This window comes from Allobosea caraganae (assembly GCF_003351345.1).
In the GTDB taxonomy this organism is placed as follows: domain Bacteria; phylum Pseudomonadota; class Alphaproteobacteria; order Rhizobiales; family Beijerinckiaceae; genus Allobosea; species Allobosea caraganae.
This window is the reverse complement of record NZ_QQTO01000033.1, coordinates 452983-468977: the sequence shown is the minus strand read 5'-3', so window position 1 is coordinate 468977 and position 15995 is coordinate 452983. Positions and strand designations below refer to the sequence as shown.

At 65.4% G+C, this 15995-nt stretch carries 15 protein-coding genes; 5 read left to right on the top strand and 10 right to left on the bottom strand.

All coding sequences use genetic code 11. The features are described from left to right. The first annotated feature begins 219 nt into the window (after positions 1 to 219). Complete coding sequence (locus DWF00_RS23095) at positions 220 to 1095, top strand: hypothetical protein (RefSeq protein WP_147283768.1); 876 nt, start codon at positions 220 to 222, stop codon at positions 1093 to 1095. A gap of 394 nt (positions 1096 to 1489) precedes the next feature. Here DWF00_RS23095 and guaA read toward each other — a convergent pair whose 3' ends face one another. Further along, positions 1490 to 3055: a glutamine-hydrolyzing GMP synthase gene (gene guaA, locus DWF00_RS23090; protein WP_114831284.1), complete on the bottom strand. Its 1566-nt coding sequence runs from the start codon at positions 3053 to 3055 to the stop codon at positions 1490 to 1492. A 48-nt stretch (positions 3056 to 3103) separates the two neighbouring features. Next, the gene (locus DWF00_RS23085) at positions 3104 to 4402 is read right to left on the bottom strand and encodes an RsmB/NOP family class I SAM-dependent RNA methyltransferase (RefSeq protein WP_114831283.1); all 1299 of its coding nucleotides are present in this window, start codon (positions 4400 to 4402) and stop codon (positions 3104 to 3106) included. 183 nt (positions 4403 to 4585) lie between these two features. On the opposite strand from DWF00_RS23085, the gene DWF00_RS29575 reads away from it, so the two are divergent. Both DWF00_RS29575 and DWF00_RS23080 read left to right on the top strand, forming a co-directional pair. Next, positions 4586 to 4726, top strand: coding sequence for a hypothetical protein (locus DWF00_RS29575; RefSeq protein ID WP_181832803.1), 141 nt, complete (start codon positions 4586 to 4588; stop codon positions 4724 to 4726). A gap of 276 nt (positions 4727 to 5002) precedes the next feature. After that, entirely contained in the window at positions 5003 to 6163 is a 1161-nt protein-coding gene (locus DWF00_RS23080) for a glycerophosphodiester phosphodiesterase (protein ID WP_114831282.1), read from the top strand. Between the two features lie 90 nt (positions 6164 to 6253). Here DWF00_RS23080 and DWF00_RS29175 read toward each other — a convergent pair whose 3' ends face one another. From DWF00_RS29175 to DWF00_RS23055, 6 genes are all read right to left on the bottom strand, one after another. Then, entirely contained in the window at positions 6254 to 6538 is a 285-nt protein-coding gene (locus DWF00_RS29175) for a hypothetical protein (RefSeq protein ID WP_114831281.1), read from the bottom strand. Between the two features lie 228 nt (positions 6539 to 6766). Continuing rightward, positions 6767 to 7555, bottom strand: a complete 789-nt coding sequence (locus DWF00_RS23075; protein ID WP_114831280.1) for an amino acid ABC transporter ATP-binding protein — start codon at positions 7553 to 7555, stop codon at positions 6767 to 6769. 21 nt (positions 7556 to 7576) lie between these two features. Further along, positions 7577 to 8956 carry an amino acid ABC transporter permease gene (locus DWF00_RS23070; RefSeq protein WP_114831279.1) on the bottom strand — a complete coding sequence of 460 codons (1380 nt, stop codon included), beginning with the start codon at positions 8954 to 8956 and terminating at the stop codon, positions 7577 to 7579. A 10-nt stretch (positions 8957 to 8966) separates the two neighbouring features. Next, positions 8967 to 10160, bottom strand: coding sequence for an amino acid ABC transporter permease (locus tag DWF00_RS23065; protein WP_245974208.1), 1194 nt, complete (start codon positions 10158 to 10160; stop codon positions 8967 to 8969). A 139-nt stretch (positions 10161 to 10299) separates the two neighbouring features. Further along, complete coding sequence (locus DWF00_RS23060) at positions 10300 to 11322, bottom strand: amino acid ABC transporter substrate-binding protein (RefSeq protein ID WP_114831278.1); 1023 nt, start codon at positions 11320 to 11322, stop codon at positions 10300 to 10302. A gap of 174 nt (positions 11323 to 11496) precedes the next feature. After that, positions 11497 to 12522, bottom strand: a complete 1026-nt coding sequence (locus DWF00_RS23055; protein WP_114831277.1) for an amino acid ABC transporter substrate-binding protein — start codon at positions 12520 to 12522, stop codon at positions 11497 to 11499. A 271-nt stretch (positions 12523 to 12793) separates the two neighbouring features. On the opposite strand from DWF00_RS23055, the gene metC reads away from it, so the two are divergent. Both metC and DWF00_RS23045 read left to right on the top strand, forming a co-directional pair. Next, positions 12794 to 13984 (top strand): cystathionine beta-lyase, encoded by a 1191-nt coding sequence (metC, locus tag DWF00_RS23050; RefSeq protein WP_114831276.1) that lies wholly within the window; start codon positions 12794 to 12796, stop codon positions 13982 to 13984. Next, on the top strand, positions 13981 to 14721 hold the full coding sequence (locus tag DWF00_RS23045) for a transporter substrate-binding domain-containing protein (RefSeq protein WP_114831275.1): 741 nt from the start codon (positions 13981 to 13983) through the stop codon (positions 14719 to 14721). Before metC ends, DWF00_RS23045 begins: the two co-directional genes overlap by 4 nt. Here DWF00_RS23045 and DWF00_RS23040 read toward each other — a convergent pair. Beyond that, a complete protein-coding gene (locus DWF00_RS23040) occupies positions 14718 to 15062 on the bottom strand; it encodes a lipid-A-disaccharide synthase N-terminal domain-containing protein (RefSeq protein WP_114831274.1) in 345 nt (114 codons plus the stop codon). The two genes, DWF00_RS23045 and DWF00_RS23040, sit on opposite strands and share 4 nt — an antisense overlap. Beyond that, positions 15062 to 15808 carry a glycosyltransferase family 2 protein gene (locus DWF00_RS23035; RefSeq protein ID WP_114831273.1) on the bottom strand — a complete coding sequence of 249 codons (747 nt, stop codon included), beginning with the start codon at positions 15806 to 15808 and terminating at the stop codon, positions 15062 to 15064. Before DWF00_RS23035 ends, DWF00_RS23040 begins: the two co-directional genes overlap by 1 nt. Positions 15809 to 15995 lie beyond the last annotated feature (187 nt).

Here is a 15995-nt window from a genome sequence, read left to right as displayed (position 1 = left end):
GCTGAACTCGTAGAACAGAGCCTCTTGCGCCACCCGCCGTTCGCCCATCATTGCGCCGCCCTCCGTAAGGACGACTGAATCAGGACTTCACGCCCGCAGCAACGGCGACTTTTTCAACGACATCCGCGCTTTTCGCTCGGACAAGCGGTGGACGTTCTTGGGCCCACAGCTGACATCGCGCGACGTGCATCACGCACACAACCCAGTTGATGGCTGTCGATGACGACCTTTCCCGGCGAACCTAAACGCATCGCGGCATTTCGTATGGAGCTCGCGGCGGCGATACCGCGGTTCCCGAACAATGGTGCGAGTCTGCGCGCGCTGCAGCAGAAGCCGCTTGGCGAGTTGCTTATCGACTTTTTCAACTGGCGCATCCGATATGTCGGCGCCCGCCCGCGTGCTGTTGTCATCGATCCCTTGGCAAGCGCCTCGGCAGACCGGGGGGCCAAGCAGGGCATCATCGTGCCGTTTTTGGAGAAGGTGAGGCGCGGGGATGATCTCACGCCTCATCTTTCCTTGCAGCCCCACACACGCGGCTTCAGCCCGAACTCAGGCGTCCGCGGTGCGCCCGTCGAGCAGCGTGGGGCCGATAAGGATTTCATGCTCAACACGATGGGCTATCATCATCTCCATCCGAGTGTGACGATCGAACCCGGTGGCTTCGCTACGCGCACGGACGAGATCCTGCTCGCGCATGTGACGCGCGATGCCTTCACCGTTATTGGGCTGTTCGGGCATTCAGTGTTCGAAACCCATCCCGACGGCTCGCTTTCGCCTGAGCGCGCGCGCTCGTGGAAGGCGTTCGACGAGCACTCCACGCGCGGCGCGCCATCTGGCTCGGTCGTGGTGCAGGGGCTTATCGCGACGTCCGGACATTCGCTGCAGGTGGTCTTCATGGCCCAGCGCTATGCCCGCCAGATCATTGGCACCGACGCGCTGATCGACACGGCGGATTTCCAGCGCGATTTTTTCGAGCAGGCGGGTTTCCAGCCGCCGTCGAAGCCGAAGTTCGAGTGGCTGAAGCATCACCTCGATCTCGGCGTGCTGGAACAGAAATCGAATGCCGCCTGCATTTTCAGCAAGGGATTGAACTGATCCTGTCGATCAGCAGGAGGCGTTTGCACGCGCCCGCAAAACTATCCAACCTGGGTCGCTACGCGGGTCCACTCGAATATCCGCGCATATCGCCAACCTGTGGGGGCTTACTTGGCGGAGCACCGGGTTTACGCCGTGCCGAATGTCCGCTTCCGGGCAGTGATCAAATGTCCGGAAGTGGCGCGGACCCGCCTATGTGTTCGCCATTCTACGCTAGGGTTCTCCCCTCCTCTGAAGTCGCTTTACTTCGCTCGGGGATTGGACACAGATCGGATGAGTAAGTCTTGAGAGGGAGATCAACGCCGCTCGACGGAAGTCAGAAACAGACCGGACGGTAACGGCGCGGCAGCGAATATCGCCGCCGAACCTCCGCTATAGCCGCCGTTTATATCCCTCACTCCCACTCGATCGTGCCGGGCGGCTTGCTCGTCACGTCGTAGACTACCCGGTTGATGCCCTTGACCTCGTTGATGATGCGGGTCGCGGTGCGGCCGAGGAAGGCCATGTCGTAGGGGTAGAAATCCGCCGTCATGCCGTCGACCGAGGTGACCGCGCGCAAAGCCAGCACGTGGTCGTAGGTGCGGTGGTCGCCCATCACGCCGACGGTCCGCACCGGCAGCAGCACGGCGAAGGCCTGCCAGATCACGTCGTACAAGCCGGCCTTGCGGATCTCCTCCAGGTAGATCGCGTCAGCCTTGCGCAGGATGTCGAGCTTCTCCTTGGTGATCTCGCCGGGGCAGCGGATGGCGAGGCCGGGCCCCGGGAAGGGATGGCGACCGACGAAGGCTTCGGGCAGGCCAAGCTCGCGGCCGAGCACGCGGACCTCATCCTTGAAGAGCTCGCGCAGCGGCTCGACGAGCTTCATCTTCATGCGCTCGGGCAGGCCACCGACATTATGGTGCGACTTGATCGTCACCGAAGGGCCGCCGGAGAACGAGACGCTCTCGATCACGTCGGGGTAGAGCGTGCCCTGGGCCAGGAAATCCGCGCCGCCGAGCTTCCGCGCCTCCTCGTCGAAGACCTCGATGAAGAGCCGGCCGATGGTCTTGCGCTTGGCCTCGGGATCGGCGCCGCACTTGCCGAGTTCGGTGAGGAAGAGCTCCTCGGCCTCCACATGGACCAGCGGGATGTTGTAGCTGTCGCGGAACAGGCGGACGACCTCCTCCGCCTCGTTCATGCGCATCAGGCCGTGATCGACGAAGACGCAGGTGAGCTGGTCGCCGATCGCCTCGTGGATCAGCACGGCAGCGACGGCCGAGTCGACGCCGCCGGAGAGGCCGCAGATCACCCTGCCGGTACCGACCTGCGCCCTGATCTTGGCGATGGTCTCGGCGCGATAGGCCGCCATGCTCCAGTCCGGCGTGCAGCCGCAAATCGTCACGACGAAGTTGCGCAGCAGCTTGGCGCCATCGGGCGTATGCACCACCTCGGGGTGGAACATGGTCGAGTAGAAGCGCCGGCCCTCGTCGCTCGCCACGGCATAGGGCGCGTTCTCCGAGGTCGCCTTGACGCTGAAGCCGGCCGGGAGCTGGGTGACGCGGTCGCCATGGCTCATCCAGACCGGATAGCGGCCGCCCTCCTCCCAGACGCCCTCGAACAATGCCGACGGCGTGACGATCTCGACATCGGCGCGGCCGAATTCGGCGGCGTGGCCGCTCTCGACCTTGCCGCCGAGCTGCTCGGCCATGGTCTGCTGGCCGTAGCAGATGCCGAGCACCGGCAGGCCGGAGGAGAAGACCTCCTGCGGGGCGCGGGGCGAGTTGGCATCTGGCACCGAAGCCGGGCCGCCGGAGAAGATCACGCCCTTCGGCTTCATCCGGGCGAAGGCCTCGGAGGCCGACTGGAACGGCGCGATCTCGCAATAGACGCCGATCTCACGTACGCGACGCGCGATGAGCTGCGTCACCTGGCTGCCGAAATCGATGATGAGGATGGAGTCGTGGGGCTGGGTGCTCGTCATGGCGCTCGTTACTGCATCACCTGCGCCCACGCAACGGCCGAAACGGTCTCAGGCTCCCCGTTCCACGCAGGCCAGATAGAACCCATCGGTAGCCGTCCGGCTCGGCGACAATTGCAGGCCGAAACGCGTGGCGAAGCGAGCGAGCAGCGCGAAGTTGCCTTGGCCCAACGCCAACACTTCAGCAACAGGTACCGGCGCGAAGCCGGCATGCTTGCCGAGGAAGGCCTCGACCGCGCCGTCATTCTCCTCCGGCAGCATGGAGCAGGTGATGTAGGCGATGCGGCCGCCGGGCTTCGCTAGCTTCGCGGCGCGGGCGAGCACCTCGGCCTGGTCCTTGATGCGCTCGGCCAGCGCGCCCGGGCGCACACGCCATTTCGCATCGGGATTGCGGCGCCAGGTGCCCGAGCCGGTGCAGGGCGCGTCGACCAGCACGAGGTCAGCCTGCCCCATGACATCGCTCAACGCCTCGTGACCGCGGTTGCGCGGCACGCGGATCTCGACATTGGTCGCGCCGGAGCGTGCCAGCCGGTCGTGCAGCGGCGCGAGACGGCGGCTGTCGAGGTCGGTGGCGAAGAGCCGGCCCTGGTTCTGCATCAGCGCCGCGAGCGCCAGCGTCTTGCCGCCGGCGCCGGCGCACAGATCAATCACCGTGTCGCCGGGCTGCGCGCCGGAGAGCAAGGTCACGAGTTGCGAGCCCTCGTCCTGGATCTCGAACGCGCCCTCGAAGAAGCCCGGTTCGGTCTGCAGCGACGGGCCGCGCCCGTCCGGCCCCGGCAGGAAGCGGATCGCGTCGGGCGACCAGGCACCCTGCTCCGGGCCGAGATGAGCGAGGTCGCGCAAGGCCTTGTCGCGGTTGGATTTCAGCCGATTGACCCGGATATCGACCGGCGCGCGGCCGGCAAGCGCCTGGCCCTCGGCCACCACCTCCGTGGCAAAGCTCGCGGCGAAGGAGGGCCAGAGCCAGTCCGGCACGTCGGCGCGGACCCAGTCGGGCGCGGCAGCGAGATCGAAGGTGATCAGGCTCCGCGCCTCCTGCTCCGTGAGCCGCTCCGGCGCGTGATTCTCGCCCGAGCAGAGTTCGGCGATCTCCTCCATCTCCATGCCGCGCAGGCCCGCCAACATGCCGAGCACGAGCGCGCGCGGGCTTTCGTCGCCCATCGCGAAGGCGGAGGAGGCTTTGCGGCGCAGGGCGTCATAGACCAGCGTCGCGATGGCGGCGCGATCCTTCGAGCCGGCGAAGCGGCGCGACAGGCCCCAATCCTTCAGCGCGTCGGAGGCCGGGCGGCGGCGCCTGATGATGTCGTCCAGCACTTCGATGGCGGCGCTGATGCGGGCGGCGGGCGTCATGGCAGGCAACTCCCGAAGCGCGAGGCATCAGTGTGGAGGATTTGGCACAGGCTCATCTTTTTCTTTCGAGAAACGCAAACATGAGCCACCGGAATGCCCGTCAACGTTGCGGCGAGCTTGACGCGGTCGTTTCATAAGCTGCAAGACGTGGCAACTGCTTCCTCGCGACAAAAGGGTCTCGCCATGCAGCGCATCAGCCGCCTTACGCTTGCCGCTCTCATCACGCTCGGCCTCGCCGCCTGCGCCACCGCCCCGCAGCAGGACCTGACCCCGCCGCCGAGCAAGCGCCTCGACGCCAAGACCACGCTCGAGAACCGCCGCTGATAGCGGAAGGCGGAAGCGCCGATCGGCCTGGGCCGGCAGCACCTCCACCACCTCTTCGGTTTTGACGAAGCCCGCGCCGAGCATCTCGGCGCGGGCTTCGTTCATTTGGCGAGCCGTCATTCGTCTTGATAACCGTCCTGGGCTTCGCTGCCGCCGGAAGGAGCGCGCAGCGGAGCAAGAGTCGAGAACAAGAGTCGTAAGACTCCGCTTCACCGGGCTGTCACATCGTCTGATCATGGTCGCCGCGGTAAAAGACCGCGATCAAGGATCGGACCCATGAAGCACATGCTCCTGTCGGCCACGATGCTGGCCACCCTCGCCCTGACCGGCGTGCCCGCCCTCGCCCAGAGCCCGGCGCCGACGCTGGACGGCGCCAAGCCCCTCGTCGTCGGCCATCGCGGCGCCGCCGGCTACCGGCCCGACCACACCCTCGAATCCTACAAGCTCGCGATCGAGATGGGCGTCGACTTCATCGAGCCCGACCTGGTCTCGACCAAGGACGGCGTGCTCGTCGCCCGCCACGAGCCGATGATGGGCGGCACGACCGACGTCTCGACCCGCCCCGAATTCGCCGCGCGCAAGACGGTCAAGAAGATCGACGGCATCGATACCAACGATTGGTTCGCCAGCGACTTCACGCTCGCCGAGATCAAGACGCTGCGCGCCAAGCAGCCCTTCGACGACCGCGACCAGTCGCATAACGGCAAATACGAGATCCCGACGCTGCAGCAGGTGATCGACCTCGCCAAGAGCGAGAGCGCCCGCACCGGCCGCACCATCGGCATCTATCCGGAAGTGAAGCACTCGACCTTCCACGCCGCGCTCGGCCTGGCGATCGAGGACAAGCTGCTCGACCAGCTCAAGGCCGCCGGCTGGAGCGAGAAATCCTCGCCCGTGATCATCCAGAGCTTCGAGACCGCGAACCTGAAGTACCTGCGCGGCAAGACGCAGCTTCGCCTCTCCCAGCTCGTCGATGCCGACGATGTCGACAAGGATGGCGGCATCGTGCTCGCCGCCCCGTTCGACCGCCCCTACGACTTCGTCGTCACCGGCGACAAGCGCACCTTCAAGGACCTGCTCACGCCGGAGGGCCTGAAGGAGATCAAGACCTATGCCGACATCGTCGCGCCCTGGAAGCCCTATCTCCTGGCGGCCAAGCAGACCGTCGGGGAGGACGGCAAGCCGAAGGATATCAACGGCGACGGCAAGATCGACGAGCAGGACCGCGTGCTGATCGCGCCGACCAACGTGGTCAGGGATGCGCATGCGGTGGGGCTCTTCGTCCACACCTGGACCTTCCGCGGCGAGCCCAAGCGCCTCGCCTCGAACTACAAGGGCGACCCGGTGGCCGAGTACAAGCCGTATTTCGACCTCGGCATCGACGGCCTCTTCTCCGACTTCCCGGACCACGCCGTGAAGGCGCGCGGCGCCAAGTAGGCCTGGCTCAGCGAACCGGCTCGGCCGCCGCCCCAAACGAAAGCCCGCCTCGCGGCATGCGAGGCGGGCTTTTTTGTCGATCTGCTGCGATCAATCGCAGACGCGGGTGGTGCGCTTGACCATGCCGCGCGGCGTCTCCTCGCGGGTGGTCACGGTACGGCAGTCACCGCCGCGATAGCTGCTGCGCTCCCAACGCCCGCGCTCGCGATCCCGGTCACGGTAACGCTCCTCGCGGCGGATCTCGCGATCCATGCGCCGCTCGTGCGGGGCACGGGGATCGACCGAGACGCCACCAGGCCCAACGTTAATCGATTGAGCATAGGCCCCGCCCGTCATGAGCAGGACAGCAGTCATAGCAGGAATGATGAATTTCATGACACGTTCCTCCGATTTGCAACAAGGAACGGGCGTCATTCACGATTGTTCCCGAAATCCGCCGGGAGATAGATTTCACGATATGGCCAATAAAGCGCGCCATTACTGAAAAAAGCTTAAGCCAGAGATGCTTGCACGCGCTGGACGCGCATCTCAATAAAGCTCGACTTGATATGGAAACGGCGCGCCGATCGCTCGGCGCGCCGCATCTATTCGAGGATCAGGTCCTCAGTGCAGGATCTGGCTCAGGAAGAGCTTGGTGCGCTCGTGCTGCGGGTTCTTGAAGAACTCGTTGGGCTCGTTCATCTCGACGATCTGGCCGGCATCCATGAAGATGACGCGGTCGGCGACCTGGCGGGCGAAGCCCATCTCGTGCGTGACGCAGAGCATGGTCATGCCCTCGTCGGCGAGCGAGACCATGGTGTCGAGCACTTCCTTGACCATTTCCGGATCGAGCGCCGAGGTCGGCTCGTCGAACAGCATGATCTTCGGGCTCATGCAGAGCGAGCGGGCGATGGCGACGCGCTGCTGTTGGCCGCCCGAGAGCTGGCCCGGGTACTTGGCCGCCTGCTCCGGGATCTTGACCCGGCGCAGGTAGTGCATCGCGATCTCCTCGGCGTCCTTCTTGGGCATTTTCTTCACCCAGATCGGTGCCAGCGTCAGGTTCTCGAGGATCGTCAGGTGCGGGAACAGGTTGAAGTGCTGGAACACCATGCCGACGTCGCGGCGGATCTCGTCGATCTTCTTGAGATCGTTGGTGAGCTCCGTGCCGTCGACGATGATGTTGCCCTTCTGGTGCTCCTCGAGCCGGTTGATGCAGCGGATCATGGTCGACTTGCCCGAGCCCGAAGGCCCACAAATCACCAGCTTCTCGCCGCGGGCGACCTTGAGGTTGACGTCACGCAGCACGTGGAATTCGCCGTACCACTTGTTGACGCCGATCATCTCGACGGCGGTCTCGGTGTTCAGCGAAGTCGGCTTCAGGGCCGCCGGGCGGGTGTTCTTGGTTTCTGCCATTGCCATGGTCTTGGTTCCCTCTCAACGTCTTTGGCCAGCGGCGAGACGCTTCTCGACCGAGATCGAGTAGCGCGACATGCCCCAGCAGCACAGGAAATAGAACATCGCGGCGAAGGCATAGCCCGTTCCGCGCGTCGTCGGCGTCGCCCAGGTCGGATCGACCAGGGTCGCCTCGATGGTCCGCAGGAAGTCGAAGATGCCGACGATGGTGACCAGCGTCGTGTCCTTGAACAGCCCGATGAAGGTGTTGACGATGCCCGGGATCACGATGCGCAGGGCCTGCGGCAGGATGATCAGGCGCATCATCTGCCAATAGCCCAGGCCGAGCGACATCGCGCCCTCGTACTGGCCCTTCGGCATCGCCTGCAGGCCGCCGCGAATGACCTCCGCCATATAGGCGGCGGCGAAGAGCGCGACGCCGACCAGCGGCCGCAGCAGCCGGTCGGGCGAGTATTCCTGCGGCACGAACAGCGGCAGCATGGTGTTGGCCATGAACAGCACGGTGATCAGCGGCACGCCACGCACGAACTCGATGAAGACCACCGAGAGCAGCTGGATGATCGGCAGCTTCGAGCGCCGGCCGAGCGCCAGGACGACGCCGAGCGGCAGCGAGAAGACGATGCCGACGGCGGCGACCAGGAAGGTCACGGTCATGCCGCCCCACAGGCCGGTATCGACGCGGGGCAGGCCGACCGCGTTCTCCAGCAGCGCGATGATGCCGAAGGCGACGAGCGCCATCAGGATCAGGCGCTTGGGCCGATAGAAGCGCTTCCACGGTGGAGCCGCCTCCTCGACCGCCAGCAGCGCCGGCCCGGTATAGAACCTGGCGATCCCCGGAACGAAGGAGAGCACCGCGTAGTAGGCGGTGAGCGCCAGCAGGACCCAGAGCAGGATGTGCAGGAAGCCGGTCGCGCTGGGGCCGCCGAGCAGCAGCACATAGGCGCTGATCGGCAGCAGGACGAAGAAGAAGAACGCGCCGAGCTTCTTCATCGGCGCCTTGTTCCACAGCATCCAGACGATGCCGAGCGCGAACATGGCGAAGACGATGTTGACGCGCCAGCGCTCGCTGATCGGATAGGAGCCGTAGATGAAGTACTGGTAGCGGTCGGCGATATAGGCCCAGCACGCGCCGACCGGCCGGCCGATCTTGTCGGCAAGGCAGGCGTCGCGGTTCGTGCCGCTCCAGACCGCGTCGATGAAGTAGAAGCGCAGGATGCCCGGGACGCTGGTGACGACGATATAGGCGCAAAGCAGCGTCAGGATCGTGTTCAGCGGCCCGTTGAACAGGTTGGACCTGATCCAGGCGACCGGCCCGGCGACGGAAAGCGGAGCGGCTTCCTGCGGCAGGGTCTCGCGGCGGATGAAGAAGTTCGGGGCGTTTTCGGTGGTTGCATCGGTCATCGTGGCGCCCTCACCGTTCCACCAGCGCCATGCGCTTGTTGTAGATGTTCATGAAGAACGAGGTCACCAGCGAGATCGTGAGGTAGACCGCCATGGTGATCGAGACCATCTCGACCGCCTGGCCGGTCTGGTTCAGCACCGTTCCCATGAAGACCTGGACGAGGTCGGGATAGCCGATCACGACCGCGAGCGACGAGTTCTTGGTCAGGTTGAGGTAGTTCGAGGTGAGCGGCGGGATGATGACGCGCATCGCCTGCGGGATGACCACGAGCTTCAGCGTCGGGCCGGGACGCAGGCCGAGCGCATGCGCGGCCTCGGTCTGCCCCCTGGAGACGGCGAGGATGCCGGCGCGCACCACCTCGGCGATGAAGGCCGCGGTATAGGTGGTGAGGCCGACCAGCAGCGCGACGAATTCCGGGAAGATCTGGAAGCCGCCGGTGAGGTTGAAGCGGCCTTGCTGCGGCAGGTCGAAGGTCAACGGCATGCCGATGATGACGAACACGATCAGCGGCAGGACGAGGATGAGGGCGAGCGCGATCAGGCCGTTCGGATATTGCTTGCCGGTCGCCTCCTGCTGGCGCTTCGACCAGATGTAGAAGCCGATCGCGGCGATGATGCCGATGAACAGCGCCAGCGTGACCATCGAGAAGCCCGGCCCGAAGATCGGGCTCGGCGCGATCAGGCCGCGGTTGTTGAGGAAGATGTTCCCGGGCAGCGCGATCGAATTGCGCGCCTCAGGCAGCGGCTTCAAGACCGCGTTGTACCAGAAGAACAGCTGCAGCAGGAGCGGCAGGTTGCGGACGACCTCGACGTAGATCATCGCGAGCTTGGCAAGGATCCAGTTGCTGGAGAGCCTGGCGACGCCGATGAAGAAGCCCAGGAAGGTCGCGAGCACGATGCCGATCGAGGCGACGAGCAAGGTGTTGAGCAGGCCGACCCAGAAGGCCTGGCCATAGGTGCTGCCCGAGGCGCTGAACGGGATGAGCTTCTGGTTGACGTCGAAGCCGGCCGCGTTGTGCCAGAAGCCGAAGCCCGAGGCGATCTTCTGGGCACGCAGGTTCTCGATGGCGTTGGAGGCCGCCTCATAGATCACGAAGACCACGAGCGCGAGAAGCACGAGCTGGTAGACGTAACCCCGTATCTTGGGGTCGTAGAAAAGCGATGCTTTGCCCGGTTGCGGCGGTTGCGTGGAGACTGTCGACACTGTGGTTACGCCCTTTTCTTCTTTATGAGGCAGCTTCTTTGTCAGGCGGCGGCTGGTGAACCGGCGCCGCCCTTTCGGGCGCCGCCAGCTCGTCTCTCAATCCGCACCGTCCCCCTTCAAAGCCGGCGCGGCAGGCGGCTCAGCGGATCGGCGGCGCGTATTGCAGGCCGCCCTTGGTCCAGAGCGCGTTCTGGCCGCGGGCGATCTTCAGAAGCGAGCCCTGGCCGACGTTCTTCTCGAAAGATTCGCCATAATTGCCGACGTGTTTGACAATTCGATAGGCCCAGTCGTTGGGCAGGCCGATCGCCTCGCCGAACTTGCCCTCGGTGCCGACGAGGCGCTTGATGTCCGGGTTCTCGGACTTGAGCATTTCGTCGACATTCGCCTTGGAGATGCCGAGCTCCTCGGCGTTCAGCATGGCGAAATAGGTCCATTTGACGACGTCGAGCCAGTTGTCGTCGCCATGGCGGACGACAGGGCCGAGCGGCTCCTTCGAGATGATCTCGGGCAGCACGATATGGTCTTCCGGAACCGAGAGCTTCAGGCGCTCGGCGTAGAGGCCCGACGAGTCGGTGGTGAAGGCGTCGCAGCGGCCGGATTCATAGGCCTTGATCGTCTCGTCGGAGGTGGCGAAGGCCACGACCTCGTACTTCATCTTGTTGGCGCGGAAGAAGTCGGCGAGGTTCAGCTCGGTCGTGGTGCCCTGCTGGGTGCAGACCGAGGCGCCGGCGAGCTTCAGCGCGGAATCGATGCCGAGCTTCTTGCGGACCATGAAGCCCTGGCCGTCATAGTAGTTCACGCCGGCGAAGTTGAGGCCGAGCGCGGTGTCGCGCGACATCGTCCAGGTGGTGTTGCGCGAAAGGAGGTCGACCTCGCCGGATTGCAGCGCGGTGAAGCGGTCCTTCGAGGAGAGCGGGACGAACTTGACCTTCAGCGGGTCGTTGAAGATCGCGGCGGAGATGGCGCGGCAGAGATCGACGTCGAGGCCGGTCCAGTTGCCCTGCGCATCGGGAATGCCGAAGCCGGCAAGGCCGGGGCCGACGCCGCAGGTGACTTGGCCGCGGCTCTTGATCTGGGCCAGCAGTCCGGTCTGGGCCTGGGCCCCGCCGATGCAGACCGTCATGGCCGCGCCGACAAGCGCTGCACCGAAGTACTTATTCATGTTTATTTTCCCCTGTTTGTCGGAACGGGTTCCTGCCCGTTCTCGGTCGTCTTGCAAGTCCCGGACCAAGCTCCCAGCCGGTCAAATTCTCCTTTCGTCTCAGTGCCGTAACTGAAACGCGATGTCCTAACGGAAAAGGGCGCCGGCGGAAGCCGACGCCCTCGAGATTTCAGCTCAGCGCACCGGCGGAGCGTATTGCAGCCCGCCCTTGGTCCACAGCCCGTTCTGGCCGCGGGCGATCTTCAGCAGCGAGCCCTGGCCGACGTTCTTCTCGAACGACTCGCCGTAGTTGCCGACCTGCTTGACGATCCGGTAGGCCCAGTCCGTCGTGAGGCCGATCGACTCGCCGAACTTGCCCTCGGTGCCGAGCAGGCGCTTGATCTCCGGGTTGTCGGATTTCAGCATCTGGTCGACATTGGCCTTGGTCACGCCGAGCTCCTCGGCGTTCAGCATGGCGAAATGGACCCATTTCACCAGGTTGAACCATTGGGCGTCGGTGTTGCGGGTCGAGGGGCCGAGCGGCTCCTTCGAGATGATCTCGGGCAGGACCATGTGGTCGTCCGGCGCCGTCAGCTTCAGGCGCTCGGCATAGAGGCCGGAGGCGTCGGTGGTGAAGGCGTCGCAGCGGCCGGCGTCATAGGCCTTGACCGTCTCGTCCGAGGTCGCGAAGGCTACGACTTCGTATTTGAGGTTGTTGGCGCGGAAGAAGTCGGCGAGGTTCAGCTCGGTCGTGGTGCCCTGCTGGGTGCAGACCGAGGCGCCCGAAAGCTGGAGCGCCGAGGTGACGCCGAGCTTCTTGCGGACCATGAAGCCCTGGCCGTCATAGTAGTTCACGCCGGTGAAGAGCAGGCCGAGCGAGGTGTCGCGCGACATGGTCCAGGTCGAGTTGCGGACGAGCAGGTCGACCTCGCCCGACTGCAGGGCCGTGAAGCGGTCCTTGGCCGAAAGCGGGATGAACTTGACCTTGGCCGGGTCGTTGAAGATCGCCGACGAGACGGCGCGGCAGAAATCCACGTCGAGGCCCTGCCAGTTGCCCTGCGCGTCCGGCACGCCGAAACCGGCGAGGCCAGTATTCGAGCCGCAGTTGAGAATGCCGCGCGACTTGACCTGAGCCAGCGTCTGGGGCGCCTGCGCCGACGCCGCCGTGGCGGTGATCGCCAAGCCAAGCCCCGCGATCGCAGCAGCCAAAAATTTCTTCATCGTTGTCTCTCCCGTTGAGATCCTCCCGCCTGGCCTTGGCCTTAGGCGGGTCGTCGTCGGTTTCGTCGTCAGCCGGTGCGCGAGTTCAGCTCGGTTGCACATTAATTGAGCGACGTTCCCCGGATTCGATTGCCAGAGCGATGCATGAGCGTCAAGCAACGGCCCCTTTCCGATGCAGCCCCTTTCCAGCCTCCGCATCACATGCGACTTTCAGGGGGCGGTCAAGTTCGGCCGTCCCGCCCGTCACGATCTCCTCCCAAGCGCCGGCTCCATGAAAAAATTGCCTCCGTCCGACTTCGCGCAACTGCGCGAGAAGACCCGCCTCGTCCTGGCAGGCCGCGATCCGGCCGACAGCTACGGCTTCGTCAACCCCGCGATCGTGCGCGGTTCGACGGTGATCTATCCGACCATGGAGGATTTCCTCGCCCGCAAGGCGCGCTACACCTATGGCACGCACGGCAATCCGACGATCGACGCGCTGCTGGCGGCGCTGAACACGATGGAGGGCGGCGCCGGCGTCCTCGTGTGCTCGTCCGGCCTTTTGGCCTGCACCCTGCCGCTGCTGGCGGTGCTTTCGGCCGGCGATCACCTTCTGGTGACCGACAGCGTCTACCGGCCGACGCGCAATTTCTGCGACAAGATGCTGCCGCGCATGGGCGTCGAGGTCAGCTACTACGATCCCGCCATCGGCGCCGACATCGCCACGCTGTTCAAGCCCAACACCAGGGCGGTCTGGACCGAGGCGCCGGGCTCGCAGACCTTCGAGATGCAGGACATCCCGGCCATCGTCGTGGCCGCCCATGCACGCGACGTTCTAGTCCTAATGGATAACACCTGGGCGACGCCGCTCTTCTTCGATTCCCACAAATTCGGCGTCGACATCTCGGTCCAGGCCGGCACCAAATACTATGCCGGCCATTCCGACGTGCTGATCGGGACCGTCTCGGCCCGCACGCCAGAGCTCTACAAGCAGCTCAACGAGGCCTGGCAGGCGCTCGGCGTCATCATCGCGCCGGAAGACGCCTTCCTGACGCTGCGCGGCATCCGCACCATGCATGTCCGCCTGAAGGAGCAGATGCCGGCCGGCATCGAGATGGCGACATGGTTCGAGAGCCGTCCCGAAGTGGCGCGGGTGATGCACCCTGCCCTGCCGAGCGACCCCGGCCACGCGCTGTGGAAGCGCAACTTCACCGGCGCCTCGTCGCTCTTCGCGATCGAGCTCAAGCCGGTCTCGATGAAGGCGGTCGGGGCGATGCTGGACGGGCTCGTGCTGTTCGGCATGGGCGCCTCCTGGGGCGGCTATGAGAGCCTCGCCCTGCCCTTCGACTGCCGCGCCTATCGCACCGCGACCAAGCCCGGCTTCGAGGGCCCGACCATCCGCTTCCATATCGGGCTCGAGGATATCGACGACCTCAAGGCCGATCTCGAGGCCGGATTCGCCCGGCTCAGGGCGGCGGCGTGACCGGACGGGCGGCCGCGTCGGAGGCGGTCGTCTTCGCTTATCTCGACGAGCCGCCCTTTTGCTTTCCGCAGCCGGGCGGCGCCGCGCTCGGCAGCGATGTCGAGTTGGTCAGCGAGGCCCTGCGGAGGCTCGGCATCGCCTCGTTCGAGATGCGGCTGACCAGCTTCGCCGAGCTGCTGCCCGGGCTGATCGACGGGCGCTGGAGCATCACCACGCCGCTCTTCATCACGCCGGAGCGGCGGAAAAGCGTCGATTTCAGCCGTCCGGTCTGGGCGCTGGGCGACGGCCTGCTGGTCCGGCATGGCGATGAGGCGCGGTTCGGCAGCTATGCGGCGCTAGCCCGCGCTCCGGGCGCCCGGCTCGTCGTCGTCGCCGACCAGGTGCAGGAATTGTCGGGCCTCACGGCCGGTATTCCGCGCGAGCGCTTCCTGCGCGTCGCCACGCAGGAAGCGGCGGTGCAGGCAGTGAGAGAGCGTCGCGCCGAGGCCTATGCCAGCGTCGCCATGGCGCATCGCGGCTTTCTCAGCCGCAGTCCCGATCCGGGCCTTGCCGTGATCGCCATCGCCGCTGAAACGGGAGGCAGAGAGCCGGCGAAGGGTGCCTTCGCTTTCGCCAGGTCGCAAGGAGCCTTGAGGGCGCGGTTCGACGCGGCTTTGGACGCCCTGATCGGTAGCGACTGGCACCGTAACATGATGGCGCGATACGGTTTCGCGACCGCCGATTTCGACCTAGGCTAGCCCGGACCCGAGTTGGTGTCCTCGCCGCGGGCTCTCGCGCGCAGCACGAATTGCAGGTTGCGCAGATAGACGAACACGCCGAATCCCTGGCCGACGATGAAGACCGGGTCGCGCCGGTACAGCGCATAGACCAGCAGCAGCGCGCCGCCGCCGATCGAGAACCACCAGAAGGTCATCGGCACGACCGAGCGCTTAGCCTTCTCGCTCGCCAGCCATTGCACCACGAAGCGCATGGTGAAGAGCGCCTGGGCGACGACGCCGAGCAGCACCCACCAGTCGATGTTGTTGACGAAGACGTCGTGGAAGTAGTCGCCGATCTTGTGCTGGAGGTCGATCAGCATCAGCGCGCCTCCGAGACGATCTGCGGCACGCGCTTGCGCCGCCGGATCAGCCACCAGACGCCGGCAAGGTCGAGAATCCCGACCCAGAGCCGGTCGAAGAAGCCGTAATTCGAGACGCCCGTCAGGCGCGGCCGGTCGCGCACATCGACATGCAGCACTTGATAGCCCTCGCGCACCATCAAAGCCGGCATGAAGCGGTGCAGCGCGTCGAAATAGGGCAGCGCTAGGTAGGCCTCGCGCCGGAAGCACTTCAGGCCGCAGCCGGTATCGCGGGTGCCGTCCCTGAGGATGCGGACGCGCACGCCGTTGGCGATGCGCGACTGCCATTTCTTGAAGCCGGTATCCTTGCGGCCGACGCGCTGGCCCTGGACCATCCCGGCCTGGAGCCCGGCCTTCTGCAGCGCATCGAGCATCTCCGGCAGGAAGGACGGGTCGTTCTGGCCGTCGCCGTCGAGCGTCGCCACGACCGGCGCGCGGGCATGGCGCACGCCGCTGCGCACGGCAGCGCTCTGGCCGCACGATTCGGCGTGGCGGAGGACGCGCAGCCAGGGCCGCGTCGCCTGAAGCTCCGTCAGCGCGGCTTGGGTGCCGTCGCTCGAGCCGTCATTGACATAGATGACCTCGAATGCGCCGACGGGCTGGCAGGCCTTCTCGATATCGGCCAGCAGCGGCGCGACATTGCCGACCTCGTTGCGGACGGGCACGACGACGCTGAGCAGCGGATTGGTGGGCGAAGCTTCGGTCACGCGATCTTTATCCGGGAGAACGGCGCGCAAACTGCGTCAAGCCGGCGAACAGGGCAACTGCTTTCACTGGTATCCGTCAGGAACCACAGCCCTCATCCTGAGGAGCGCCGCAGGCGCGTCTCGAAGGATGCTCCAGAGCGCACTGGAACATCCTTCGAGACGCCGCTAACGCGGCTCCTCAGGATGA

What these genes read in the sequence shown, in the direction of transcription:
- DWF00_RS23095 (WP_147283768.1), top strand. Translation starts at nt 220, where the DNA reads ATGACGACCTTTCCCGGCGAACCTAAACGCATCGCGGCATTTCGTATG.
- guaA (WP_114831284.1), bottom strand. Translation starts at nt 3,055, where the DNA reads ATGACGAGCACCCAGCCCCACGACTCCATCCTCATCATCGATTTCGGC.
- DWF00_RS23085 (WP_114831283.1), bottom strand. Translation starts at nt 4,402, where the DNA reads ATGACGCCCGCCGCCCGCATCAGCGCCGCCATCGAAGTGCTGGACGAC.
- DWF00_RS29575 (WP_181832803.1), top strand. Translation starts at nt 4,586, where the DNA reads ATGCAGCGCATCAGCCGCCTTACGCTTGCCGCTCTCATCACGCTCGGC.
- DWF00_RS23080 (WP_114831282.1), top strand. Translation starts at nt 5,003, where the DNA reads ATGAAGCACATGCTCCTGTCGGCCACGATGCTGGCCACCCTCGCCCTG.
- DWF00_RS29175 (WP_114831281.1), bottom strand. Translation starts at nt 6,538, where the DNA reads ATGAAATTCATCATTCCTGCTATGACTGCTGTCCTGCTCATGACGGGC.
- DWF00_RS23075 (WP_114831280.1), bottom strand. Translation starts at nt 7,555, where the DNA reads ATGGCAGAAACCAAGAACACCCGCCCGGCGGCCCTGAAGCCGACTTCG.
- DWF00_RS23070 (WP_114831279.1), bottom strand. Translation starts at nt 8,956, where the DNA reads ATGACCGATGCAACCACCGAAAACGCCCCGAACTTCTTCATCCGCCGC.
- DWF00_RS23060 (WP_114831278.1), bottom strand. Translation starts at nt 11,322, where the DNA reads ATGAATAAGTACTTCGGTGCAGCGCTTGTCGGCGCGGCCATGACGGTC.
- DWF00_RS23055 (WP_114831277.1), bottom strand. Translation starts at nt 12,522, where the DNA reads ATGAAGAAATTTTTGGCTGCTGCGATCGCGGGGCTTGGCTTGGCGATC.
- metC (WP_114831276.1), top strand. Translation starts at nt 12,794, where the DNA reads ATGAAAAAATTGCCTCCGTCCGACTTCGCGCAACTGCGCGAGAAGACC.
- DWF00_RS23040 (WP_114831274.1), bottom strand. Translation starts at nt 15,062, where the DNA reads ATGCTGATCGACCTCCAGCACAAGATCGGCGACTACTTCCACGACGTC.